Origin of the sequence: Acutalibacter muris, from assembly GCF_002201475.1 — a bacterium.
In the GTDB taxonomy this organism is placed as follows: domain Bacteria; phylum Bacillota; class Clostridia; order Oscillospirales; family Acutalibacteraceae; genus Acutalibacter; species Acutalibacter muris.
The window spans coordinates 1,580,419-1,605,174 of the sequence record NZ_CP021422.1; the positions used below are offsets into that span (position 1 = coordinate 1,580,419).

The 24,756-nt window shown below is 56.2% G+C and carries 20 protein-coding genes; 15 read left to right on the top strand and 5 right to left on the bottom strand.

Going from position 1 to position 24,756, the window contains the following annotated elements; genetic code table 11:
* The first annotated feature begins 18 nt into the window (after nt 1-18).
* The 7 genes from ADH66_RS08070 to ADH66_RS08100 all read left to right on the top strand — a co-directional run bounded on the left by ADH66_RS08070 (nt 19) and on the right by ADH66_RS08100 (nt 10,624).
* On the top strand, nt 19-1,905 hold the full coding sequence (locus ADH66_RS08070) for a sigma 54-interacting transcriptional regulator (protein WP_207653055.1): 1,887 nt from the start codon (nt 19-21) through the stop codon (nt 1,903-1,905).
* Between the two features lie 306 nt (nt 1,906-2,211).
* Entirely contained in the window at nt 2,212-3,093 is an 882-nt protein-coding gene (gene garR, locus ADH66_RS08075; protein ID WP_066533664.1) for a 2-hydroxy-3-oxopropionate reductase, read from the top strand.
* A gap of 18 nt (nt 3,094-3,111) precedes the next feature.
* Nucleotides 3,112-4,029, top strand: a complete 918-nt coding sequence (locus ADH66_RS08080; RefSeq protein ID WP_066533660.1) for a dihydrodipicolinate synthase family protein — start codon at nt 3,112-3,114, stop codon at nt 4,027-4,029.
* A 120-nt stretch (nt 4,030-4,149) separates the two neighbouring features.
* Nucleotides 4,150-5,385: a glycerate kinase type-2 family protein gene (locus tag ADH66_RS08085; RefSeq protein ID WP_066533658.1), complete on the top strand. Its 1,236-nt coding sequence runs from the start codon at nt 4,150-4,152 to the stop codon at nt 5,383-5,385.
* Between the two features lie 312 nt (nt 5,386-5,697).
* Nucleotides 5,698-6,624, top strand: coding sequence for a glycyl-radical enzyme activating protein (locus ADH66_RS08090; protein WP_084384157.1), 927 nt, complete (start codon nt 5,698-5,700; stop codon nt 6,622-6,624).
* A gap of 55 nt (nt 6,625-6,679) precedes the next feature.
* Nucleotides 6,680-9,091: a pyruvate formate lyase family protein gene (locus ADH66_RS08095; protein ID WP_066533656.1), complete on the top strand. Its 2,412-nt coding sequence runs from the start codon at nt 6,680-6,682 to the stop codon at nt 9,089-9,091.
* 18 nt (nt 9,092-9,109) lie between these two features.
* Complete coding sequence (locus ADH66_RS08100) at nt 9,110-10,624, top strand: CoA-acylating methylmalonate-semialdehyde dehydrogenase (protein WP_066533655.1); 1,515 nt, start codon at nt 9,110-9,112, stop codon at nt 10,622-10,624.
* A gap of 197 nt (nt 10,625-10,821) precedes the next feature.
* Here the strand turns inward: ADH66_RS08100 and ADH66_RS08105 are convergent, their stop codons facing one another.
* Complete coding sequence (locus ADH66_RS08105) at nt 10,822-13,080, bottom strand: helix-turn-helix domain-containing protein (RefSeq protein ID WP_066533654.1); 2,259 nt, start codon at nt 13,078-13,080, stop codon at nt 10,822-10,824.
* 294 nt (nt 13,081-13,374) lie between these two features.
* Here ADH66_RS08105 and ADH66_RS08110 point away from each other — a divergent pair, with 294 nt between their 5' ends.
* Genes ADH66_RS08110 through ADH66_RS08120 form a run of 3 tightly spaced genes read left to right on the top strand, consistent with a single transcriptional unit; the run spans nt 13,375 to nt 16,893 of the window.
* A complete protein-coding gene (locus ADH66_RS08110; RefSeq protein WP_066533652.1) occupies nt 13,375-14,319 on the top strand; it encodes an ABC transporter permease in 945 nt (314 codons plus the stop codon).
* A gap of 20 nt (nt 14,320-14,339) precedes the next feature.
* Nucleotides 14,340-15,239: a carbohydrate ABC transporter permease gene (locus tag ADH66_RS08115; protein ID WP_066533650.1), complete on the top strand. Its 900-nt coding sequence runs from the start codon at nt 14,340-14,342 to the stop codon at nt 15,237-15,239.
* Nucleotides 15,240-15,288: 49 nt separating this feature from the next.
* Nucleotides 15,289-16,893 (top strand): extracellular solute-binding protein, encoded by a 1,605-nt coding sequence (locus tag ADH66_RS08120; RefSeq protein ID WP_066533649.1) that lies wholly within the window; start codon nt 15,289-15,291, stop codon nt 16,891-16,893.
* Nucleotides 16,894-16,981: 88 nt separating this feature from the next.
* Here the strand turns inward: ADH66_RS08120 and ADH66_RS08125 are convergent, their stop codons facing one another.
* From ADH66_RS08125 to ADH66_RS08135, 3 genes are all read right to left on the bottom strand, one after another.
* Nucleotides 16,982-17,488, bottom strand: a complete 507-nt coding sequence (locus tag ADH66_RS08125; protein WP_066533646.1) for a helix-turn-helix domain-containing protein — start codon at nt 17,486-17,488, stop codon at nt 16,982-16,984.
* A gap of 207 nt (nt 17,489-17,695) precedes the next feature.
* Entirely contained in the window at nt 17,696-18,013 is a 318-nt protein-coding gene (locus ADH66_RS08130; RefSeq protein ID WP_066533644.1) for a hypothetical protein, read from the bottom strand.
* Entirely contained in the window at nt 17,997-18,668 is a 672-nt protein-coding gene (locus ADH66_RS08135; RefSeq protein WP_066533642.1) for a hypothetical protein, read from the bottom strand. Before ADH66_RS08135 ends, ADH66_RS08130 begins: the two co-directional genes overlap by 17 nt.
* Nucleotides 18,669-18,793: 125 nt before the next feature.
* On the opposite strand from ADH66_RS08135, the gene ADH66_RS08140 reads away from it, so the two are divergent.
* The 5 genes from ADH66_RS08140 (at nt 18,794) to ADH66_RS21325 (ending at nt 22,401) form a co-directional block, all read left to right on the top strand.
* A complete protein-coding gene (locus ADH66_RS08140) occupies nt 18,794-20,197 on the top strand; it encodes a type 2 periplasmic-binding domain-containing protein (RefSeq protein WP_066533640.1) in 1,404 nt (467 codons plus the stop codon).
* Between the two features lie 45 nt (nt 20,198-20,242).
* Complete coding sequence (locus ADH66_RS08145) at nt 20,243-20,458, top strand: hypothetical protein (protein WP_066533638.1); 216 nt, start codon at nt 20,243-20,245, stop codon at nt 20,456-20,458.
* Nucleotides 20,459-20,462: 4 nt separating this feature from the next.
* Nucleotides 20,463-21,236 (top strand): ABC transporter permease, encoded by a 774-nt coding sequence (locus ADH66_RS08150; protein WP_066533637.1) that lies wholly within the window; start codon nt 20,463-20,465, stop codon nt 21,234-21,236.
* Nucleotides 21,237-21,257: 21 nt separating this feature from the next.
* Complete coding sequence (locus tag ADH66_RS08155) at nt 21,258-22,130, top strand: carbohydrate ABC transporter permease (RefSeq protein ID WP_066533635.1); 873 nt, start codon at nt 21,258-21,260, stop codon at nt 22,128-22,130.
* A 136-nt stretch (nt 22,131-22,266) separates the two neighbouring features.
* Nucleotides 22,267-22,401, top strand: coding sequence for a hypothetical protein (locus ADH66_RS21325; RefSeq protein WP_255202632.1), 135 nt, complete (start codon nt 22,267-22,269; stop codon nt 22,399-22,401).
* Between the two features lie 84 nt (nt 22,402-22,485).
* Here ADH66_RS21325 and ADH66_RS08160 read toward each other — a convergent pair whose 3' ends face one another.
* Nucleotides 22,486-24,726, bottom strand: coding sequence for a helix-turn-helix domain-containing protein (locus ADH66_RS08160; RefSeq protein WP_066533633.1), 2,241 nt, complete (start codon nt 24,724-24,726; stop codon nt 22,486-22,488).
* Nucleotides 24,727-24,756 lie beyond the last annotated feature (30 nt).

The following is a 24,756-nucleotide window of genomic DNA, read 5'->3' on the forward strand; positions in this document are numbered from 1 at the left end:
GTGTTCCATGTGGCAAAAATGGCGGTTCTTGTACCATACGCTGAGATGAGGGACATGGCGCGGCCCATGGCGGCCAGGTATGGATATCTCAGCCCGATGTGCATTGAATATGCGGAGACCTGCAGGGTACAGAGCCGCGCCCGGGAACTGGAGCGGCAGGGCTGCGAACTCATAGTGGCACGGGGACTGCAGGCCACGCTGGCCCGGCAGGTGGTGAAGATACCTATAGTGGAGATACGCGTGACAAGCCAGGAGATAGGTATGCTGGCGCTGGATTTGAAGGGAGAGCTGGAGGAGCCCTGTCCGCGCATAGGGCTGGTGGGCTTTTCCAACGCTCTCAGCGATACCGCCAGCTTTCATGGCCTTTTCGGCGTCAAGCTGCCCAGGTACATGGCCGAGAGCCAGGAGGAGCTTTCCCGCTTTGTAGACAAGGCCCGGCAGGAGGGCTGCCATGCGGTGATAGGCGGGGAGGTGGTCTGCCAGAGGGCCAGGGAGCTGGGGCTTCCGTGCCGGTTTATACCCTGCGGGCGGGAGAGTTTGGAGGACGCCTTCAGAATGGCCTCCCAGGTGGGTTATGCCATAGATTTGGAGAAGAGCAGCCGGGCGGAGATGGATACCATGCTCAGCTACACCTTCACGGGCATCGTGCAGCTGGACTCTCGGGGCACCGTGCTCCGGGCCAACCGCATGGCCTTTAATATGCTGGGACTCGCTCCCGGCGATATGCTGGGCAGTGCCATTGCAGACGTGCTCCCCGAGCTGCCCAGGTCTCTCTTTGATCAGGCGCTCCACGAGGGCAAGGAAACCTACGCCATCCATGTGCCCCTGCACAAGCTGGCGGTCATAGTGAACATCGCCCCGATCCTGGTAGACAATGCCATACACGGGGCCATCCTCACCTTCCAGGAGGGGGAGAGGGTGGAGGAGATGAGCGGCGAGTTCCGGCGGGACCTGTATCAGCAGGGATATTTTGCCCGCCTGCGCTTCAGCCAGCTGCCCCAGGAGAGCGCCGAGAGCAAGCGGCTGATAGCTATGGCAAAGCGGGTGGCGGGCTGCAGTGCGCCTCTGCTCCTGTCCGGGGAGCCCGGCTGCGGCAAGGCTATGATTGCCCAGTGCATACACAACGAGAGTCTTGTGCGGGACAACGCTTTCGTGCCTCTGGACTGTGCGGCCTTTCAGGAGGACACCCTGGACACCATGCTTTTCGGAAACTATACCAGCCGCCAGAGCGGGACCCTCTGCCTTGCGGAGACCGCCCAGAATGGTACCCTTTACCTTTCCCATATCGACGCGCTCTCCCCGGAGCTTCAGTATAAGGTGCTTGATCTGGCCAGGGGACGCCTTCGCCATAACGGGTCCCACCCGCTGATGGCCTCCAACGCCCGGGTCATCGCCTCCTGTGACGGGAACCTCTTCGCCAAGGTACAAGAGGGAGAGTTCCGTTCGGACCTGTATTATGAGCTAAGCGCCCTGCATCTGCGCCTGGAACCTCTTCGGCGCCGCCGTGAGGACATACTGGGCTGGGTGGATATGTACCTTGAGGAGTATCAGCGCAAGCATAAGCGCTATGTGGCCCTGACCCAGGAGGCCAGAGCCTATCTTACCGGGTATAGCTGGCCGGGAAACTTGAACCAGCTTCGGGGCCTTTGCCAGCGGGTGGTGCTCCTTGCGGACAAGCGCCACGTAAACGATCTGTTCCTGCGCCAGCAACTGGAGCAGAGGGACCCGGAGCCACGGGCGGACGCCGGTCCCCCGGTATACCAGGACCAGGAGGCCCGCCGCCTGGCGGAGCTGCTCATAAAGCATAAGGGCAGCAGGCAGGCGGTGGCAGAGGAACTGGGCATAAGCAAGACCACCCTCTGGCGGCGCATGAAGCGGCTGGGACTGGGCGGAGAGCGAGTATAAAAATGACCGCCGGACTTCGCGATGCGTAGGTTTGGGGAAATTTGCCTGTTTTTCAAAGTGTTTCATGCCGCGTTTCAAATTGCATTTTAAGAGTTTCATTGGAGGTTTCACCAAGTGAAACGTCAAGCCCGTAACACGTTTCAAAATCTGAAATATATGGCGTAATAACCAAGTTTGCCCGGCTTTTTTGTGGCGTATGCCGGTTGTAAAATTCCTCTCCCGGTGATACACTATAATTCGTCTCAAGAACAGTGGAACAGCGAAATAGACGTGACAATAATTATTTGAAAGGAAGTCGGGTCATTTATGAAAATCGGTATGATAGGCCTGGGCATTATGGGCCGTCCTATGGCAAAAAATCTTCTAAAGGCAGGCTACGATCTGACCGTCAACGACCGCAATCCGGCGGCTGCCCAGGAACTGGAGACGGCAGGGGCAAGGGCCGCCTCCAATGCGGAGATAGGCGAGACCTGTGATCTGGTGCTCACCATGGTGCCCAACAGCCCTCAGGTCAAGGAGGTCATGCTGGGCGAGGACGGCGTTGCCGCCCATATGAAGCCCGGCGCCACCTTTATCGACATGAGCTCCATCAATCCCATGGCCTCCAAGGAGATAGCCGCCGAGCTTGAGAAGAAGGGCATTGAGATGCTGGACGCGCCCGTCTCCGGCGGCGAGCCCAAGGCCATCGACGGCACTTTAAGCTTTATGGTTGGCGGCAAGCAGGAGGTGTTTGATAAGTTCAAGCCGGTGCTCCTGGCCATGGGCTCCTCGGTGGTGCGCTGTGGCGAGGTGGGCGCGGGCAACACCACCAAGCTTGCAAACCAGATTATAGTGGCCTGTAATATCCAGGCCGTGTCCGAGGCCTTCACCCTGGCCCAGATGGCCGGCGTGGACCCACAGCTGGTGTTTGAGGCCATTAGAGGCGGCCTTGCGGGCTCCACCGTTATGAACGCCAAGGGCCCCATGATGATAGAGGGTAACGACGCCCCCGGCTTCAAGATAGACCTGCACATAAAGGACCTGAACAACGCCCTTGACTGTGCCCACACCGTTGGTGCTCCGGTGCCCATGACCGCTCAGGTCCAGGAGATTCTACAGTGGATGCACAGCCATGAGGGCGGACAGAAGGACCACAGCGCCCTTGCCCAGTATTATGAGTACCTGACCGGCATCAAGATTGGCCGCTGACCGAAAGGGGGAATTTCTATGTATAAACCCTACGGAATTATCCCTCCCATAATTACCCCCTTTGACGATCAGGGATATGTGGACTGTCCGGCTCTGGCACAGATGTCAAGGTTCTTGGTGGACAACGGTGTGCACGGCCTGTTCCCCTTTGGCACCACCGGCGAGTTCTACGCGGTGTCCGACGGGGAGTTCATAAAGGGTCTTGAAACCGTTCGGGACGCTGTGAAGGGCAAGGCAAACAGGTACGGAAAACCCATACAGCTTATTGCCGGGTGCAGTCATATCACCACCCGCGAGGTAATTCGGCTCATAAAGCTGGTGGAGCAGGTGGGAGGATATGACGCGATTTCCGTGCTGACCCCTATGTTTGTCAGCCAGACCCAGGCCGAGCTCTACACCTACTATAAGACAATTGCCGACAGTACCGAAATGCCCATTATCATGTACAATAATAAGCCAAAGACCAACGTGACCATCGAGCCCGCAACGGTCTCCCGCCTGGCCCGGGCCTGTCCAAACATCATCGGCATCAAGGACTCCACCGGGGACATGACAAATACCGAGGAGTATCTGCGCCTTACAAGGGACCTTCGGGAGCGCTTCGACGTTATCATGGGCCGTGACACACTTATCTGTGCGGGCCTGCACTACGGCTGCTCCGGCGCTGTGGCAAGCTGTGCCAACGTGGCCCCAAGGGTAGTGGCTGATATCTACGACAAGTTTCACGACGGCGACTATAAGGGCTCCCTCGAGGCTCAGTACAGGCTGGCCCCCCTGCGCATTGCGTGCAGTATGGGCACCTTCCCCGAGGTCATCAAGGAGGGGCTGAACCTCCAGGGCCTCCAGGTGGGCAAGTGCCTGGAGCCCATAGGTGAGCTGACAGTAGAGGAGAAGGAGAAGCTGCGCACGGTACTTAGAGAGATGGAGCTTATTTGAGAGACTGAACATATCCGGAGCCCACGCGCCATACTTTACCCTCAACATGGTTATCCTTACCGACTCGGGCGGCACAGAGGGTGTGGTCTCTGCCGGCCTTTTTATACAAGGAGGTGCCTTATGGATAAAAAACTTCGGCATGACGCCGACAAAATAATCGCCGCCAGCATAAAAGCAGTCCTCCCGGACGAGGCGGTGCGCAGGGCCCTGGAGGACTTTGAGCCCGGCCCAGGGCGCACTCTGCTGGTGGCGGCGGGGAAGGCCGCCTGGCAGATGGCAAAGGCGGCGGTGGACGCTCTCGGAGACGTGGAGGGCGGCGTAGTGGTGACAAAATACGGCCATGTGAAGGGGAAGATACCAGGGGTGAGCTGCTATGAGGCAGGACACCCTGTGCCGGATGAAAACAGCTTTTCCGCTACAGAAAAGGCCCTGGAACTGGTCAGGGGCCTGACAGAAAGCGATACGGTACTCTTTCTGCTCTCCGGCGGCGGCAGCGCCTTGTTCGAGCGCCCCTTGGTGCCGGGAGAGGAGCTGCAGGATATTACCCGCCAGCTTCTGGCCTGCGGCGCGGATATAGTGGAGATGAACACTATCCGAAAACGTCTCTCAGAGGTAAAGGGCGGGCGATTTGCCCAGGCCTGCGCCCCGGCCCGTGTTTTCAGCATCGTGCTCAGCGATATCATCGGCGACCCCCTGGACATGATAGCCAGCGGCCCTGCCTACCCGGACAGTTCCACCTGTGAGCAGGCCAAGGCTATTGTCCGAAAGTATGGCTTAAAACTGTCGGACACCGCAAAAGCGCTTCTTGACAGAGAGAACCCGAAGGAGCTTGATAATGTGGCCACCCGCATTACCGGCTCCGTCCGTGAGCTCTGTGCGGCTGCGGCAAAAGCCTGCCGGGAGCTGGGCTATGAGCCCGTGCTTCTAACCGACCGCCTTGCCTGTGAGGCGAGAGAGGCAGGGAGCTTTTTGGCGAGCCTCCTGCAAAGCCACGCAAAGGACGGCCGCAGCCTTGCGTTTATTGCCGGCGGAGAGACCGTCGTGCACCTTACAGGCAGCGGCCTGGGCGGCAGGAACCAGGAGCTGGCCCTGGCCGCTGCCCCAGGCCTTGCCGGGCTCACCGGCGCGGCGGTCTTCTCCGTGGGCAGCGACGGTACCGACGGTCCTACCGACGCCGCCGGAGGCTATGTGGACTGGGAGACCCAGCCGGAGCTTGCGGGGAGGGGCCTGGATATTCCGGCGGTTCTGAAGGAGAACGACGCCTATCATGCCCTGGAGGCGGTAGGCGGGCTTATCGTTACCGGGCCCACGGGGACGAATGTGAATGATGTGGCGGTGGCAATGCTAGCGCCATAAGCCGTGCTTTTGGGCAAAGCAAATTATATAAGACCATTATAATCCGCGCACTTGAAAAGAGGTACTTTACCTTTTTCAAGTGCGCTTACTTTATTCCATGGGCAAGCACACCCGGGCAAGTATAGCTTTTGCCTATTATCTGAAAAAAAGCCTATCCTTTTATGTGGAAAGCCGCAAGATTTTCGGCTTATCCAAAGGATTGAAGCTTGCGAAAAGAGGGCATATGGGGTTTAATAAAGCTGTAAGGGAAACAGCGGCCGGCGTTTCCCTATCCTCTGCCCCTGCGGGGCAGGTATTTGGAGATGATGTGTTTTGCGTAAACAAGGCTTACTGCTTGATATGGATGGCTTCTCTACCCACGACGGGCCGGGGATCCGCACGGCGGTGTTTCTCAAGGGCTGCCCTCTCTCCTGTCGGTGGTGCCATTCGCCCGAGTCCCAAAAGTATAAATCAGAGCTGCTCTACCAACAGGCCCGCTGCACCGCCTGTCTGCGCTGCGCCGCCGCCTGCCCTGCGGTGGCCATTTCCCCGGTTACCGCCGCCGGCGGCCAGGAGCCGGGAATCGCTGTTGACCGAACAAAGTGCAAAAGCTGCTATTCCTGTGTGGGGGCCTGCCACTTCAAGGCTCTGCGAGTGGGGGGCGTTAAGGCGGACCCGGAGGAGCTGGCCCGGCAGGTAGCCAGGGATCTGCCCTTTTTCCGCAGTTCCGGCGGGGGCGTCACCCTAAGCGGCGGCGAGCCGCTGATGCAGCCGGGGTTTACCCTGACGTTCCTCACCGCGTGCCAAGCGCTGGGGGTGCATACCCTGCTGGAGACCTGCGGCCATGGCAGCCGGACAGAGCTGCTGGAAATTGCCGTCCACTGCGACATGATCTATTTTGATCTCAAGCTGATGGATCCGCAAAAGCATAAAGAATGGGTCGGGGTGGACAACCGGGTGATTCTTCAAAATCTGGAGGCCCTCTGCGCCGCCGGACACGCGGAGCGGGTAACGGTGCGGACGCCCTGCATCCCCGGCGTAAACGACAGCCACGAGGAGATACGCGCCCTTGCCCGCTACGCCAGAGGTTTGGGAATTTCCCAAATGCAGCTGCTGCCCTATAACCCCATGGCTGGGGAAAAGTACAAATGGATCGGCGCGGGCTATGCCCTGTCGGACCGGGAGCCCCGGGACAAGGCTTATTATGAGTCGCTGGACCAGACCGCCGGGCAGGAGGGCATGACCCTCCTGCGGGAATAATCGGGAACGCTTTTAGTAAAATAGCAGATCCAAATTTGAAATGGAGGTATGTACTGTGGAAACCATAGTGGACCAAGCAAGAACCGATCTGTCCTTACGGGGGATGTCCCCCAAAATCAGGCTGCACTTCGACACCCTGGAGCACCGTATGCGCCGGCGGCAGAGGATGTGGGGCGGCGACCTTTCTGTGCTCAACGAGGAAACCGTCCGTCGCAGCGCCGCTATCCGCCGGTCCCTGGCCTTTGAGAAGGTCATGAGGGAAATGCCCCTGGCTCTGGAGCCCTATGACGTGGTGGTAGGAAGCTGCGCCATTGAGGGGGCGGTGGTGCGCTGTGCACTGCCGATTTACCTCTTGAACCAGGAGCTCGGCTACTGCTCCTTGCAGATGTCCCACAAATGTCCTGACTACGAGACCCTGCTGCGCCGGGGCCTGCGCTCCATAATCGATGAGCTGAAATCCCGGCGGCCTCAGGCGCAGGCCCAGCCCTTTGCGGACGTGCGCCAGAGCCAGCTGGACTTTATTGAAGCCTGCGTGCGGGAGGCCGAGGCGGTGATAGCCCTTGCCAACCGCTACAGTGATATCACCGAAGCCGCCGCCCGAAAGGAGAGCGACCCTATCCGGCGGGAGGAGCTGCTGGAAATTTCCCGGGTCTGCCGCCGGGTGCCGGAATTCCCTGCCACCGGCCTGCACGAAGCCCTCCAGTCCCTGTGGTTCTTTAACCTGGCTATGATTGAGGTGTACTCCAATATCTCCATCGGGCACATCGACGCGGTGCTGAACCCTTATTTTGAGTCGGACTGGAACGCCGGGAAAATCACCCTGGCCCGGGCCCAGGACCTGGTGGACAGCTTTGTTCTCCATGTAAACGACCGCGCCCAGGTGGACCCCAAGCAGTATTATTTAAAGGACCAGAAATCCCTGCCCGGCGCGCCCCAGCAGTGCCGGATCGGTTACGGCTACGGCTTTGTCACTTCGTTGGAAAACGACCAGGCCGACGCTATCAACCATTGGGGTCAGAACATCCTGATAAGCGGGCTGAACGCCGACGGCTCCGACGCCACCAATGCCCTTACTTACCTGTTCCTGAACGCCCACGAGAAGTTCTCCATGACCAGCCCGGTGCTCACCGTGCGTATGCACAAAAACACCCCGCCCCAGCTGCTTCACCGGGCGGCGGAGGTGCTGAAAACCGGCGGCGGTATGCCCTACATAAACAACGACGATGTGATAGTGGCGGGCTACGAACGCCTGGGCGTTCCTCGAGAGGACGGCTGCAAATACGCCAACTCCAACTGCTGGGAGACCCTTTTGCAGGGTATGTGCAACCAGGAGATGATCCGTGGGCTGAACTTCCTTTACTTCCTGGAGCTGGCCCTGAACCAGGGGCAGCCGTTCCTATATAAAGATGACCTGAAGGGCCAGCACGGTCCCGACCGCGGCGACCCCATGACCTTTGGGGCCAGCTACTGCGTCTCCTATAACATGGTGGAGGGGGTTGAGACCAAGAACCCGGCCGCGCTGGAGACGTTTGACGACCTGATGTATGCCTGGAAACTACAAATGGATTGCATGATGAGCAAGTCTATGGAGTATGTGGCCGCCAATGTAAGAGCAGGGGGCTCCCATGGACCGCTGGACGCCAAGCCTATCCTTTCGGTGCTGACCCAAGGCTGTGTGGAGAGTCTGACGGACCTGACCCACGGCGGGGCCAAGTATAACCTCTGGCACCTGATGGGCGAGGCGGTGGCCAATGCCGCCGATTCCCTGGCGGTCATCAAAAAATTTGTGTATGACGAAAAGCGCCTGACTCTGCCTCAAATGGTAGAGATACTTAAACGCGACTGGGCCGGCGAGGAGGGCGAGAGCCTGCGGCTGAAGTGTATTAGCGAGGTCCCGAAATTCGGCAACGATATTCCCTATGTGGATGACATTGCAAAGGAAATGGTGGATTACTTCCTTCAGCGGGCGGAGTTCCACGGAAAGAAGTACCCGGACTTCATTTTCTCCCCCTGTATCGGCACCTATTCCTGGATCATCTCTATTGGCAAAAAGATTGGAGCCTCCGCCGAGGGCCGCAAGGCCAGGGAGCCCATTGCGGCCAACCTGTCTCCTGTGCCGGGCCGGGACGTCTCCGGTCCCACCGCGGCGGTGCGCTCCTATCTGAAGCTGAACACGGCTCCCATGGCCGCGGGAGCGCCCATCGACCTGCGGGTGAGCAGCAGCGGCCTGGAGGGAGAAGCCGGCACCAAGCGGGTGGAGGGGCTCATCAAGGCCTTCCTCCAGGAGGGCGGCAACATGATGACCCTGACCATCACCAGCGCCGAGGAACTGCGCCGGGCCATGGCCGAGCCGGAGAAGTACCGGGGTCTGCGGGTGCGCATGGGCGGCTGGTCCGCCTATTATGTGCTGCTGAGCAGGGCTTCACAGGAGATACACCTGAAGAGGGTGGAGCATGGGTTTGCATAAAGAAAAGGAGGGCTAACAATGAGCGAAATCGTTAAGCTGCCGTTTTACGGCAAGGGCGGCTGGAAGCAGTCCGCCACAGAAAAATGGAGGGACGTTATGGACCCCAGCACCGGCCAGGTGATCGCACAGGCCCCCTGCTGCACGGCGGCAGAGGTGGACGAGACGGTGGCCCAGGCCGCCGAAGCCTATCGGACCTGGTCCCGCACGCCTGTGATACGGCGCACCCAGGTGCTGTTTCAGTTCCGTGAGCTTCTGATGGAGCATATGGACGAGCTGACCTATATTCTGGCCCGGGAAAACGGCAAGGTGTGGGAGGAGGCCCGGGGCGATCTGCTGAAAGTAAAGGAGCCTGTTGAGCTGGCCTGCGGTGCGCCTACCCTGATGATGGGAGAAAGCCTGATGGATACCAGCTTCGGCTATGATACCGTGCTCTACCGGGAGCCGCTGGGTGTGTTTGCGGGGATAGCGCCGTTCAATTTCCCGGCCATGATCCCTATGGGCTGGATGGTGCCGCTATGTATCGCCACAGGCAACACCATGGTAATAAAGGCATCCAGCACCACACCCATGACTTCCATGCGGCTGTTGGAGCTGTTGGAGGAGGCCGGACTGCCACAAGGGGTGGTAAGCGTGCTTACCACCGGGCGGGACAACGCCCAGGCCCTGCTCAGTGATCCTAGGATCAAGGGGGTGTGCTTTGTGGGCAGTACCGGGGCAGGCCTGAAGATATATTCCGCCGCCGCAGCCAGCGGCAAACGGGTGCAGGCACTATGCGAAGCCAAGAACCACGCCCTGGTCATGGACGACGCAGTATTGGAACGAACCGCCAAGGGAATTATCAACTCCGCGTTCGGCTGCGCGGGTGAGCGCTGCATGGCCCTGCCTGTGGTGGTGGCCCAGGAGGGGATAGCGGACCGGCTGGTAGAGCGCCTGGCTGAGTTGGCCGGACAGCTCAAGGTGGGCTGTGCCTATGATAAGTCCTCGCAAATGGGTCCTGTCGTTACGAAGAAGCATATGGATTCCATTCTGGACTGGATCGATACCGGCTTAAAAGAGGGCGCGCGGCTGGCACTGGATGGCCGGGACGTGCAGGTGCCGGGCTATGAGAACGGCTACTACATCGGACCAACTATTCTGGATCATGTGACGCCGGAGATGTCTGTGGGCCGGCAGGAGATCTTTGGGCCGGTGCTATGTGTAAAGCGGGTGAAGACCTTTGAGGAGGGCGTGGCCCTGATCAATGCCAACCCCTATGCCAACGGCGCGGTGATCTACACCCAAAACGGCTATTACGCACGAAACTTTGCCCGGCAGATCGACGGCGGCATGGTCGGCGTGAACGTGGGCATTCCGGTGCCGGTGGGTATGTTCCCGTTCTCAGGGCACAAGCAGTCCTTCTTTGGCGACCTGCACACCCTGGGCAAGGACGGTGTGCGGTTCTTCACGGAAAATAAGGTGGTCACCTCCACCTGGTTCACAGAGGAGTCTAACCGGGAAAAGGTAGACACCTGGGACGGCTCCGTAGGCGGCTAAAAATGGCCCAATCCTGGCCTTTTGAGAGCAGAGAGAATTTGGGGAATGAATATAAAGAACGAGTATGCAAGGCTACCTAGCTTTTGGGAAGTATAGATATTTGATTATGCTTGCTACTTGCCTCCTATAGAGAAAACCGCCGGTCCTTTTGGACGCGGCGGTTTTTCTTTTGGGGCGAAATCAGTGTTCCATAATTTTCAAGTGCGTTTGCCGTCCTCCTTTCCGGCAGACTGTTCCTGGCGATACTGGGTGGGGGTGATTCCCTCCAGCTTCTTGAAACCCCGGATAAACGTGCCGCTGCTGGCATAGCCCACCTGGGCAGCGATCTCAGCCACGTTTTTCTTTGAGGAACAGAGCAGCTCTTTGGCCTTGGTCATGCGCAGCCGCGTCACACGGTCCATCAAGCCCTCGCCCATCTTTTCCTTAAAAAAGCTGGAAAGATAAGTGGGCGTCAGGCCCAGATGATCCGCCAGGCCCACCAAGCTAAAGCTGTTGTCAAAGCAGTTGTCCAGAATATACCCGTCAATCCGCTCCAAAAGCTGTTGGTTGCGGTTGCTCTGGCCTTTCTTAATAGAGTCGCAGATCTCCAGCAGGATATGGTTTAAGGTGCGCTGCAGCCTGCCAATGCTCTGGCAGGCAAACAGCATATCCAAATATTCACCATAGGAGCTGCCCTGCTCCAGTTTTATCTCCGACAGCACCTCCAGCCCCATGCCCATAATATCGAAGAACAGGCACTTTGCCACCTCCAAGGGGAGGTCCATTCGGTTTGAGGAGATCCTCTCGAACACATTGTCCAGCAAAGCCACCGCGCCGGGTCCGTCTCCCGCGCGGATGCGGGCCTTGATCTTTGCTTTATCAATCACAGGGTAGAACGCTTTGGGCGCTTCACGAACGCCTACGTCCTGGTATGCGCACACAGCGCCCCGGTCCTCTAAGATGCGGTATTCCAGGGCGGACATACTCTCACCATAGGAGGCCCCAATCTCTTCAAAGGAGCCGTGCACGCCTCCCACCCCGATGGAGAGGAACGCGTCAAATTCTGACTCAAACCCTTGCCTGATTCCGTCCAGTTCCTGGCACAAGGCGTTGGTCCAGCCCTGCAGGCTGTCGCCGTTGATAATCACCGCGATCTGGTTCCAGTTCACGTCCACAAAGCTTGGACGGTGTGCCGCCGCAACGCCCTGGCCTATTAGGTCCATAAGATAGTATTTCATCAGCGGCTGGCGCTCCAGTCCGTTGGCACGGGAGGCGTTGCCATATTCAATCAGGATGCTGACCACCTGGTACTCCGGCCCGGAAAGCTCCGGCCCTAAGGCGTCCAGGTAGCCGTTCTCCATTTCGTTCAAGGCAAGGCTGCTGTTCAGAACCGCCAACAGCATATTGTTGCGTACCACCTGGTTGTGGTGTTCCAAAAGCTGGTCCTTTTCCGCCAGCAGGCTTTCAAAATGGGAGTTCACCAGCTTATATTCATTGCCGACCTCCTTCCATCTGGCAGGCGCGGCATAGCCCTGGCCGGTGATTCGGGCATAGAGAGCGCGCACCGGCGCCACGTTAAACCGGGCAAAGAAAAACGAGAGCAAGATTCCTATGGCAAGTTCTGCCAGCAGCACTAAAATCGTGCGGAAGATCAACTCATTTATGGCGCTGTCGTAGATTTTGGAGGGAATAGCTGAGAGGTAGGTCCAGCCGGTCCGGGAGGAGGTGTAGGGCGCTATATACCGGTTGTCGGCCTCCTCGAAGTTCTCGCCGCCAAAACTCACCAGCACCTCCCCGCTGGCGTCCGTGATTTGGAAGGCCATTTGGCCGGAGAAAAACGAATTCTGGAAGATGCGGAAGATATCCTCAAGGCTAAAGGTAACCGCCACCAGCGCCTTGCGCCCATAGACCCCGTAAACCGTGTGGTACAGTACAAATTCGTTGAGGTCTCCGCTGTATGAGGGCTCATACTGCCGGTAAAACAATTCGGACTGCCTGTGGTGCCACTCCTCATAGCTGATCTTTTCCGGGTCCACAAACTGTCGGTAAAAATCCTCGGCCCGATAGTAGGCGCCCTCCATTACTATGGCGTCGTTGTTGTCAAAATAGATGTACATCCCGGCCACATCGTTGGAGTAGTTCCGCATAAGGATGGAGGTACGCAGGGTTTTAGAAAGCTGGTGGGAGGAAACCAAGTCGTCAGAGGACACGGACCGAAGGATGTCTGTGTCCGTAAGGACATTAAGTAGGAGGGAGTCCACCTTGTTCAACTCGCTGTTGACCATCTCGTCAAACTGCTGGAACATAACTTGGTCGTATAGATCCTTCTGTGTCCGAAGCTCCGCGATATAAGCAGTGTAATTGTATATATTGAACAGCAGCGAAAAAAGCAGAACGAAAAGATATGAGACAAAGCAGATATAAAAAATGCTGTGCCTTTTGGTGACCTCCCACAGGTTTGTTGTGATCCGTTTCATTTTCGGCCCTCCGTTCTTTTTGCGCTGCAAGGCAGCCGTAATTTTTCCAGTCGGCTCTGTTGGTTGCAAACTAATTATATACTAAGTGGCTAAATATGTCCATAGAAATAATTATATTTTTAGCAAAATCACAAGTATTGCATATGTATCATAATAAATGCGCACCTATATAACAGGCTATATTATCCAAAAACAAAAGAACGCCCACAATCCAAACTATTGAGCATTGACATACCCCGTCCGATGGGTTATGATCTTCTCAACAAACACCGAAAACAAGGAGGGCTGCATCTTATGACAAACACGGACAAAACCAGCGTCCGGCCGCAGAGAAAGAAATCCCTTGGCGCCAGAATGAAGCAGTACTGGCAGATCTACGTATTAATGGGCGTGGGCCTGCTGGCCTATCTCATCTTCCGTCTCCTGCCGCTTTGGGGACTTTCTCTGGCCTTTGTGGATTTCAACATTATTGGCGGCTTAGCCAACAGCCCTTTTGTGGGCCTGAAGCATTTCATCAATCTTTTTACCACCGACCGCTTTTTCCGTATGCTGCGCAATACTCTGGGCATCAGCTTGCTAAACCTGTTCCTGGCGTTTCCCGCGCCTATTATGCTGGCGCTGCTGCTCAACGAGGTGCGTAGCGAGAAATTTAAGCGGCTCTCCCAGTCCCTTGTCTATATGCCCCATTTCCTTTCCTGGCCGGTAATTACGGGCATTACATTTTTTCTGTTCAGCATAGACGTGGGCGTGGTCAACAAGTTCCTTGTAGCCAGCGGCGGCGAGGCCCAGCGTTTCCTTTCCAACCCCAGCACCTTTTGGTTCGTGCTGCTGTTCCAGAACATATGGCGGGAATGCGGCTGGGGATCCATTATATACTTGGCTGCCATCTCGCAAATTGACACCAGCCTTTATGAGGCTGCCACGGTGGACGGCGCTACCCGTATGCAGAAGCTGCTGCGCATTACTCTGCCATGTCTCATGCCTACCATTATCGTTATGTTTATCATGCGGCTGGGCAACCTATTAGATGTCTCCTTTGAGCAGGTGCTGATGATGGACAACCGCTTTGTCACCAGCGTCTCTGAGGTCTTCGATATCTACTCCTTTAAGGTGGGTATGCAGCAGGGCAACTACAGCATTGGCACGGCGGTAGGCCTGTGCAAAAGCGTGGTGGGCCTGTGTATGGTCATCGGCAGCAACCGGCTGGTAAAGAAGGCCGGCGGCGAAGGCATCTATTGACGGAAAGGAGGAGAAATATTATGACAAACGCAAACGCCATAAAGCCGCAGAAAAGCCGGCTGAACCGGAAGATCACCCTATTCGACGTGGTGGTTCACGCCCTCCTCATTGTAATTGTGCTGCTCTGCTTTCTGCCCTTTCTCTATGTATTTATTGTGTCCTTTACGGACCCCGCCGTATACGTCCCGCTGGAGTTCCAGATTATTCCGGAAAAATTCTCCTTTGACGTGTACTGGTCCATTTTGAACACCGACACCTTTTTGCGTACCCTGGGCAACACGGTGTACGTCACTGTGATCGGCACAACGCTGAGTATTTTCACCACCTTTACCTTTGCCTATGGTCTCTCGAAAAAGGAGATACCCTTTCACCGGGTGTTCGTGGCAATAGTTCTGTTCGGGCTGCTCTTTAATCCCGGCATGATTCCCGAATATATGAACATCCGCAGCCTGGGTCTGCTGAACAACCACTGGTCCCTGATCCTCTCCGGCCTGATTTCCTCTTGGAACGTGGTGATTGCCAGGAACTTTATCCAGGGCATTCCCGGCGAGCTGGAGGAGGCTGCGAAGATTGACGGCTGCTCCTATTTCGGCACGTTCTTTCACATAATCCTGCCCCTTTCCACCGCCTCCCTTGCCACGCTTACCCTGTTTATCGCGGTGGGAAACTGGAACCAATATACTAAACCTCTGCTCTATCTCAACGATTACAAGCTCCACACTCTGCAGGTCTATTTAAAGTCCCTGCTGGTGGACTCGGACACCATGGGCATGAACGCGGTGGACAGCGACCGCGTACTCCCCTCCGAGAGCATCCGAATGGCCACAGTGGTGCTGGCCATGTTCCCCATCATGTGCGTCTATCCCTTTGTGCAGAGATACTTTGTCAAGGGGGTTATGGTGGGCTCTGTGAAAGGCTGAGCCCGCCTGATATATACGCAGTAAAAATTTGAAGGAGGTCAACCCAACTATGAAACGCAGCAAACTACAGCGCATTGCGGCACTGCTCCTGGCCCTGGCTCTCGTCGCCGGCCTTGGCGCCTGCTCGCAGAAGGACAACTCCTCCGGCGGCAGTTCTTCTGCCAACACGCCGTCCTCAAGCGAGGAGAGCTCTGAACCGTCCTCCTCCGCTGTGGAGGAAAAAACCAGTGGCGATGACCAGGAGCCCCTGGAGATCACCGCCGTGCTCACCATGTTCGAAACCCCTGTGGACGTGAACAGCGAATACTGGCAGGATATGCAGGAGCGGTGCAAGGTGATCTACACCCCCGAGTGGGTGCCCGTCACCTCTTACAACGACCGGCTAAGCCTGCTGGTCTCCACCAACGATCTGCCGGATATCATACGTGTGGAAAACCTCTCCACCCCCTGGGTGGTAAAGGCCCTGGAGGCCGGTATGTTCTATGACTTTACCGACTCCCTGGGCAGCGACGGCCTGCCCAACCTCTCCGCACTAAACCCCGCCGCCTGGACCAACTCCAAGTATAAAGGCAGAAACTACCTGATACCCAACTCCAGGGGACAGTACAACAACTGCTACTTCCTGCGGCAGGACCTGCTGGACAAGTACGATCTGCCTTTGCCCTCCACCATCGAGGAACTGACCGCCTATTTTGAGGCCATTGCCCAAGAGGACGGCATGGTGCCGGTTCCCTCTAATGTGGACAGCCCCATTGAGCTGGTGCAGTCCGCCTTTGGACCGGGCAATATCCTTCCCGTATACACCGAGGACGGCTCCGGCATTGTTCCGTTCAGGCTGACGGAGAGCTACGCCAAGTCGGTGGAGTACATGGCCGAGTTGTACGGCAAGGGCCTGCTCTCCAAAGAATTCGCCCTGCTCAACGGCGACCAGACCGAGGACCTGATGGTTTCCGGCAAGGGCGGAATCTACTCCAAGAACGCCTGGCATAGCTACCGCATTAACGAGGAAATCAAAAAGGTGAACCCCGAGGGCAGTTTTGAGCCCATCTTCGGCCTGGAGGGACCCGGCGGCACCAGCGTGTTCTATGATATGGGTTACTCCGGCGGCCTGTCCATCAACAGTTCTGTCGGCGATGAAAAGGCCCGGCGCATTCTGGAGTTCATGGATTATACCAGTGATCCCGACAATTACAACTACTTCTATTATGGTATTGAGGGCACCCACTTCGAGATTGTGGACGGGTTCCCGTCCCTGACCGAGGAGGGCAAAAAAGTAGTCAACAATTCTTTCTATATACCCTTTACGCTGGCCTCCGCTACCTACACCAAGGTGAACAGCCCTCTGGCTCCAGCCGAGTATAACCTGGAAATGCAGAAAAAAGTGGGCAAGGTAGACGAGCTGGCAAAAGAGATCGACGGCGCGCCGTTCCTGATCTTCAACATCATTAATTCCCAGACCTGGGCCGATTTCTGGGCTGTGAACCAAGTGGAGTTCGAATCTTTCCGTGCCGACGTGATCACAGGCGCCAAAACTATTGAGGACTTCCGGGCCTATCAGCAGCAGCTCCTGGAGATGGAGGAGATAAAAACGGCCATGACCGAGTATAAGACAAGCTATGACGAATTCGGCTTTGACAGCTGGGAAGCTTCTTAAAACATGACGCATAAAGTAGCGTGAAAAAGAAGGGCAGGGAGAAATCCCTGCCCCCCTGATTTTCCGGGGAATATTTTATGGGAAAGCTCTACATCTGTTTCCTAAACACACTTGGCGGAACGCCTTCATACTTTCGGAACGCGCGGTTTAGGACCAGCGGGGTGGTATAACCCACCTGCTCGGCGATGTCCTTTAATGGCAAGGCGGGGTTGGCCTGCATTTTTTCTTCGGCAAGGCGTACACGGTTTTGGTGGACATAGTCCAGAAATCCTGCGCCCACGCTTTTTTTGAAAAGGCGGGAAAAGTATGAGGGGCTCATGTCAAAGCTCTCAGCGGCCATAGTCACATTTAGGTTAGGGTCGGTGAGGTGGCTCTCGGCATACTGGAGGAACTGTTCACGCAGACGGGAGGGGCTGTTTATGCGCTGCTGTGCCGAAGCCTCGGCCAGAGTCTCCAGAACAGCGTCGATCTGTAAGGTTATGGAGGTTACCTCCTTTGTTTGCAGCCGGCACTCTGGGCTGGGCAGGCCCTCAAGACCCAGAGCGGTTCCCACCTCCTCTAACGTAGGCTCTACCGCGCTGACCAGCCCCAGCATTCGCAGGCGGACTTCCGCCGCCGAGCAGGAGCCCTGGGCCAGATCTTGCGCTATCCCTCGCAGCAGCTGACGTGACGACTGATATTCACCTGCGCGAACACAATTGCACAGTTGCCGCTCCCGCTCAAGTATACCTGTGATAGCCGGGGAACGGGAACCGAGACCGGCGGATATCTCATTATAGAGGCAGCATTTTGCAGCTATGCCCTATGTAAAATCATCTCCGTCACCGTCGGCTCCCACCCCGGAAAAGACCTTGCCGAATTCCTCCACATCATAGAGCACCACCAGAAAGCGCCCGCTTTCAAGGTTTATACCGCTGTTATAGGCGTGGCGGTATATTAAGCTGTCCTTACTGACCCTGCCGGAGAGTATGCTGCGCAGCACATGCTCCCTAAGCCCCTTGCGCGCGAGCTCATTCTCTTCTACCATGGTGGAGCGCTGGTGCAGAAGCTCCGTCAGGGCGTGCTGTACTTGGCGGTACTCATTTTTTTCCAGCGGGGCTTGCTCAACTGCGGCAAGCATCCGGCGGGAAAGCTCGCGCATTGGGCTGCTGTGGCAGTTTGAAAGGTAGGAGCTGAGCGCTATGCCGCCTATAAACGCGGAGAAAAGGTATATTCCGGCGCTGAGGAACAGAGGGGTGAGAGAGGACAGAAAGTCGCTCATGTCTGTGGCCGTCAAAGTCCAAAAAGTCGTCCCATTCTTCAATGGTCATACCCAGGTCCTCCTGGCATCGGTAGGTAAAATTATGGTCGTAGTATACCCCGGAGCTGCTGAGTATCACGTCGGACTTGGGAAATACCGCGTACATTGTCCCAATATAGTTGGAGGCGGCAACCTTAAAACGCATCTCCTTCTGAAGCTCGGAGAGATACACTATCTGCCGGGTAGTGGGGGAGGGGGACGTGTAGTTTATTAGCTTCTGGGAATAGTCGTTGAGTATCAGCGCGAAGCTCTCGCTGCGGGCCTCGTCCAGGTAGGTGTCCACCACCGAGGCCAGATGCCGGCCCACTACGCTAACAGTGTGCCGGGCCTGCCTTGAGGTGACCTGATAACTGCCGGCAAACACAAGAAAGCTCAGCAGGAGGGGCAGCAGGAGGGTGAGCAGATACGAGACAAACAGGGAGGTCCTCACAGAGGTCCCCGGACGGGAGACGGTAAAAGGGCCAGAGTCTTGCATTGCTGAGACCTCCTTTCGAGCCTGAAAAAAGTTTGGTCTCATTATAAGGCCATTTACGGAAAATATCAAATATAATCGCCTTGTCAAGCACGAAAACCAAAACAAAGAAACGGAGGTTCTAAAAAATGAACAAAACCCTGAAACGCTGTCTGGCGCTCCTGCTGACGGCGGCCCTGCTCGTCACGTGCCTAGCGGCCTGCGGCGGCAAGGACAACAGCTCTACAAGCGGCGAAAGCAGCAGCTTGCAGCCCGAGGAGAGCAAGGAGGACAGCTCCGCGCAGGAGGAGAGCAGCTCCGAGCCCGCAGAGACCGGCACAGGCCTGCCGCTGACGGAGGAGCCGGTGACGCTGAAAATGTGGTTCTACCTTCCCGCAGCCAACGGCCTGAGTGATTATAACGATTCGGATTACTATCAGTGGCTGGAGGAAAAGACCGGAGTGCACATCGAGTGGATAATGCCAGTTGAGGGTACAGAGCAGGAATCCTTTAACCTGATTTTTGCCAGCGATGAAATGCCTGACCTGATAATGAACCAGTCCGGGCGTGAATATGCCTCCGGACCGGATGTGGCCATAGCAGATAATGTGTATTTGCGGCTTAACGAGCTCTGCGATGAATACGCGCCAAACTATATGGCGCTAATAAACGCTAACCCAAGGCTTCAAAAGGACACTATCACTGACGATGGCAATCGTTGGGCTTTTAACTATTTATATAAAGACGGAAGGCTTGCGAACCAGGGGCCAACTATCCGTCAGGATTTCCTGGACAAGGTGAAAATGGATGTGCCCGTCACATTCGACGACTGGCATGACGTGCTTAAGGCCTTTAAGGAGCAGCTAAATATTGAGATACCTCTGTTCTATTCCAGCAGCTCAAATGATGGCACCACAGGAGACAGCGAATTTTTGGCTGGCTTCGGTATCGGCAGAGAATTTATTGTTGAGGACGGAACTGTTAAATACGGCCCCATGGAGGACGGTTATAAAGATTACCTGGATATGATGAAGCAGTGGTATTCCGAGGGCCTTATCGACCAGAGCTTCTCCACCAGAAACGGTGTGTTGGAGGATGACCTAATTCTTAACGATAAAATAGGTGCGGTCATAGTTCCGGCTACCTATTGCGGCGATAAGTATTACCCAAGCCGCGGTGCAACCAATCCCGAGTTCAACTTGGTGGGTGCTCCTATTCCTGTGCAGAAGGAAGGGGAGGTGACCCATCTGCGAAACAAGGATCTCCTGATGAACACTATGAGCATTGCCCTTTCAGCCCAAACTAAGCACCCTGAGCTGTGTGTGAAGTGGAGGGACTATCAGTTCGGCGAGGAGGCCAGCCTAGTAGCTAACTACGGCACCCGCGAGGGCGAGAGTTACACTATAGAAGCCGACGGCACATATAAGTGGGGCACGCTCATTACAGACAATCCGGAGGGGCTTACCCAGAACCAGGCCCGCACCAAGTACACTACCCTGAACGCTCCCTATGAGGATTATAGCCGCGTTATGGGTGCTTGGTCGGATATTTAGCTGAATGCACAGCAGACATGGCAATCTGGCAAGGACGACTGGGCCGTGCCGGTGGCCGTCACCATGAGCGAGGCCGAACAGGATGAGTATTCCTCCGTCATGAGCGACATCACCATCTATGTGGCAGAGTACACCGTGAACACTATCATGGGCCAGGACACCCAGGACTTCGACGCGTTCCGCAAGCAGCTAAAGTCCATGGGCATAGAAAGGGCCACCGAGCTCAAGCAGGCTGGCGTGGACCGCTATAACCAGCGCTGACATTTTGAACATCGGCAAGGGACTCCTGGGCAGCCAGTGGGTGGGCTTTAAGAATTTTACAGACTTCTTCGGCAGCTATTATTTCACCCGCCTGCTGGGGAACACACTGGCGCTGAGCGTCTATGACCTGTGCGTGTCCTTCCCGGCGTCCATAATCTTCGCCCTGCTTTTAAACAAGGTACATAACCGCCTGTTCAAGCGCACCATACAGACCATCTCATATCTGCCGTATTTTATCTCCATGGTGGTGGTCTGCGGGCTGGTGAAGACCTTCACGGAGTCCGGCGGGGCCATATCCCTTATCTCCCAGGCATTGGGAGGACCCTCTGAGCTCATATCCAACGCCGGGGCCTTCCGCTCCATAGTGGTGGGCTCTAACCTCTGGCAGAACCTGGGATACGGATCTATCATCTACATCTCGGCTCTCGGCAGCATAGACACGGAGCTGTACGAGGCCGCCAGGATAGACGGAGCAGGGCGCTGGAAACAGACGCTACATATCACGCTGCCCGGTATAATCTCCACTATCATGATAATGCTCATCATGCGCATGGGCCAGCTGATGACGGTGAACTACCAGAAGATAATCCTGCTGTACAGCCCGGCAGTGTATACCACCGGCGACGTGATATCTACCTTTGTGTACCGCAAGGGCCTGCTGGAGAACAACTACTCCTATGCGGCGGCAGTGGACCTGTTCAACTCGGCGATAAACACGCTGATACTTGTAAGTGCCAACACCCTGAGCCGTAAATACACGGAAACCAGCCTGTTCTAGGACGGAAAGGAGGAGAAAAGTATGGTAAAGAGGACCCAAGGCGAAAAGGTATTCGCCGTTTTCAATGCGCTTATCCTGCTGGCCGTCGGACTTGCCTGCGTGATACCCATATGGCACTGCATATGCTGCTCAATAAGCGACCCGCTGAAGCTCTCCGCCCACCGGGGGCTGGTGTTCCATCCGCTGGGCACGCCCACACTGAAGGGCTATGAGCAGTGCTTTAAGAATAAGGACCTGATACGCGGCTACGGCAACTCCATAATATACCTGATAACCGGCACGGCCTTCGGCCTGACCCTGACAGTGCTGGCGGGGTACGGGCTGTCAAGAAAGCTCATGTGGTCAAGGCCCATAGCGTTGTTTATAACCTTCACCATGATGTTCAACGGCGGGATAATCCCCACATACATGGTGGTGCGCAACCTGGGTATGCTGGACACAAGGCTTGCCATAATACTGCCCACCGCCGTGTCCGTGTTCAACATAATGGTGACGCGTACCTCCTTTGCCGCCATACCCGAGGGGATGCTGGAGGCCGCAAGGATAGACGGAGCGGGGCATTTCCGCCTCCTCTGGAGCGTGGTGCTGCCGGTGTCAAAATCTATATTGGCTGTTGTGACTTTGTTCTATGCCATACAGATCTGGAACTCATGGTTCCACACGGCCATATATGTCACCGACCGCAGCCTTTACCCCTTACAGATAATTCTTCGGGAGATAGTGCTCCAGAACAGCGCCAGCAGCGAGACTGGGGATCCCAATGAGGTGAACGTGATACAGGTGCTGATAAAATACTGCGTCATAATGATGTCTATAATACCCATGATGGTGCTGTACCCTTTTATACAGAAACATTTTGTGTCCGGGGTAATGATAGGCTCCATCAAGGGCTGAGCAGGAGAAATGGAGGAATACTTATGGTAAACCTGCACACTCACACGTACCTTTGCGGCCACGCCACCGGCACGCCGGCCGATTACGCGGCCGAGGCCCTGGGGCGGCGATAAAATGGACAGGGACGCGCTTAGCGGTGAAGGCAGTAGTCAACTCCGACGCCCACTCGCCGGAGCTGTTGGACGCATACCTTCAAAATGGGTATGCGCTGGCCCGGGAAACTGGAGTTGAGGTTGTACAGCCGGTCAAGAGTGATGGGGAGGTAATGTAGATACTTAAATATTTCAGGCTTCAGTAAAGGAACCCCCTGGTTTTACCAGGGGGTTCCTTGTGTAAATTATGCTTCATAACTTATTCAGCTTTTCTGCCTAAAGCGCGCCCTATAGATGGCCGGCGTGCAGCCCTCCCGCTGCTTGAACTGGCGCATGAAGGTGGACAGGTGCAGATAGCCGCACTGGGTGCTGATATCCTGCAACAGGCAGTCTGTGTCTCGAAGGAGCTGCTTTGCCCGCTCAAAGCGCAGGGAGGCAATATACTCAGACAGGTTCTGCCCGGTATTATTCTTGAAAAAGTGGCTTAGGTTAGAGACGGACATATTGAAGTTGTCGGCGGCGGTCTTGACGGAGAAGTTCTCCTCACAGAAATGGTTTCCGATGTAGTCAAGCAGACTTTGTAAAGAGCTGCTTTTGCTGCCTGTCTCTGTGCCGCCCTCGGCCTTTTTGCAGAAACTGTCGGTGATGGCGTGGCCAAGATCGGAGATATACTGCCTTAGAGACTCCTCGCTGTTTAGGGCCTGACTGAAATCCGAAGAAAGCCGTTCCAGGCTATCTGTGCCGCAGTTCAGTTCTCTCAGGGCCCTCATGGAGGTAGTAATGACGTCCCGCAGGATATAGCTGCAGTAGAGCAGGCTGTCGTTGCTCAGTATCTCCGAGAACAGGGATTGAAGGGAGAGGTGGACCGGGCCCTGGTCCACTTTCAGTATGGCGTTGTAGAGGGTGTCTATTTCCCGGCTGGGATATAACCCCTTCCATCTGCTGTCGCCTGTGATGTCCCGAAAGAAAACCAGGCCCCCGCTTTTTTGGAACAGCCTGTAGTCGCAGGCCTTTGCCGCCTGGAAATAGGCCATTGGCACCTGAGGGCAGGCGGTCTCTATGCCCACGCCCACCACGATCTTCATGTCCCAGGTGCTTTCCATGGCAAGACGCAGGCCGTCCAGCCTGAGATAGAGGGACTCCAGGTCCTCCTCTGCGCCGGCCACCAGCAGGGCCACCGAGGCCGTGTCGGGCAGGGGCAGGAACTGCACGCTAAGGCCCGGCGGCAGGCTCTCGCTCCAGAAAGCGCCGATGTTTTCACAGAGATACAGCGGGGCCGTATGCAGGTCTCCGTACTTCAGCTGGAGCAGTATGACGTTGAAGCGCTCCCCGTAAAGCTCCAGGTCCAGCTCCTGGGCCTTCTGCTGAAATTCCTCCTGGGTGCTGAAGCAGCCGCTTAAGAGCTCCATAAGCAGGTCCCGGCGAAGATTCTTCTGCCGCCCCTCCTGAAGCTCGGTCAGCGCCTTGCGGGCCACGGAGAGCTGTTCGCTGTCTGAATTTATGGGGGCGGCCCCAAACATCTCGTTTATCATATCGCTGAATTGCTGCATAGGCGTATAAATAATATTCATGAACCGCAGCACGGCGAAGCTGCATACCAGTGAAGCCGCGAGGAGTACGGCCACAAAGGCCCACTGGTAGAAGGATAGCGTCTGCATAAGGCTGTTAAAGGACACTATGGATACATACTGCAGATTGGCGGCGGCGCCGGAGCTGGTGTAAAAGACCAGATGGTCCTCGCCGTTTACCGAGACCTTGAGCTTGCCGCTGCCATGGGATATGTCCTCTCCTACGGAGGCGAGCAGCCCGTCTGAAAGCTCTGGGGAACTGCTGTATAGGAGCCCGCCGTCATAGAGCATCATTATCTGGCGCTGCTGGCGGCGACTGTCCCGGCTGAGTATCTCCTTGAGGGTGGACTCCTTTATTTGGAACAGTATGGCCGCGCTGGGAGGATTCCAGCTGGTTTTATTGGTGGCTATATAGGTGACAAAACCCTCCTCGCTGTCGGGCTCTGCCGCAAGCCAGTAGCTGGCCCGGTTTTGCAGCAGCATATCCTCCAGGTTGTCCGGGGTCATGCCCTCGTGGCGCAGGCCAAATTTGCAAAAGCGCTCATAGTCAAACATGGTCTCCCGGCTGAACAGTATCTTGACCTCGCTGTTAAGATAATAGTAGCCATCCACAAAGGTATTGGTATAGGTTATGTTGGCAAGGCGGCGGGTCACGTCGTAGAAATTACCGTATGCCGCCCTCAGGTGCTCGGGCTGGAACTCGTTGGAGTTAAGCAGGATAATGGCGTTGCTCTGCATCTCCCGCACCACGTTGTCCATAAGCGTCTGGCTCCAGTGCAGGGAGTCCTCCTCGCTTTGGATAAGCTCCTTATCATAGGTCTGATAGAGGAACCAGAAGAACAGCAGGCTCAACAGAGCTATGGGCAGGGCCATGGTGCAGAGATAGGAGAGCAGTATACTAAAGAAGACAGGACGTTTCTCACGGGGCTTTTTCACGCAAGCGGCATCTCCCTTCTGAAACAGACG

What these genes read in the sequence shown, in the direction of transcription:
- ADH66_RS08155 (WP_066533635.1), top strand. Translation starts at nt 21,258, where the DNA reads ATGGTAAAGAGGACCCAAGGCGAAAAGGTATTCGCCGTTTTCAATGCG.
- ADH66_RS08125 (WP_066533646.1), bottom strand. Translation starts at nt 17,488, where the DNA reads ATGCTGGGGCTGGTCAGCGCGGTAGAGCCTACGTTAGAGGAGGTGGGA.
- garR (WP_066533664.1), top strand. Translation starts at nt 2,212, where the DNA reads ATGAAAATCGGTATGATAGGCCTGGGCATTATGGGCCGTCCTATGGCA.
- ADH66_RS08120 (WP_066533649.1), top strand. Translation starts at nt 15,289, where the DNA reads ATGAAACGCAGCAAACTACAGCGCATTGCGGCACTGCTCCTGGCCCTG.
- ADH66_RS08100 (WP_066533655.1), top strand. Translation starts at nt 9,110, where the DNA reads ATGAGCGAAATCGTTAAGCTGCCGTTTTACGGCAAGGGCGGCTGGAAG.
- ADH66_RS08105 (WP_066533654.1), bottom strand. Translation starts at nt 13,080, where the DNA reads ATGAAACGGATCACAACAAACCTGTGGGAGGTCACCAAAAGGCACAGC.
- ADH66_RS08135 (WP_066533642.1), bottom strand. Translation starts at nt 18,668, where the DNA reads ATGCAAGACTCTGGCCCTTTTACCGTCTCCCGTCCGGGGACCTCTGTG.
- ADH66_RS08070 (WP_207653055.1), top strand. Translation starts at nt 19, where the DNA reads ATGGCGGTTCTTGTACCATACGCTGAGATGAGGGACATGGCGCGGCCC.
- ADH66_RS08140 (WP_066533640.1), top strand. Translation starts at nt 18,794, where the DNA reads ATGAACAAAACCCTGAAACGCTGTCTGGCGCTCCTGCTGACGGCGGCC.
- ADH66_RS08080 (WP_066533660.1), top strand. Translation starts at nt 3,112, where the DNA reads ATGTATAAACCCTACGGAATTATCCCTCCCATAATTACCCCCTTTGAC.
- ADH66_RS08110 (WP_066533652.1), top strand. Translation starts at nt 13,375, where the DNA reads ATGACAAACACGGACAAAACCAGCGTCCGGCCGCAGAGAAAGAAATCC.
- ADH66_RS08085 (WP_066533658.1), top strand. Translation starts at nt 4,150, where the DNA reads ATGGATAAAAAACTTCGGCATGACGCCGACAAAATAATCGCCGCCAGC.
- ADH66_RS08130 (WP_066533644.1), bottom strand. Translation starts at nt 18,013, where the DNA reads ATGCTTGCCGCAGTTGAGCAAGCCCCGCTGGAAAAAAATGAGTACCGC.
- ADH66_RS08115 (WP_066533650.1), top strand. Translation starts at nt 14,340, where the DNA reads ATGACAAACGCAAACGCCATAAAGCCGCAGAAAAGCCGGCTGAACCGG.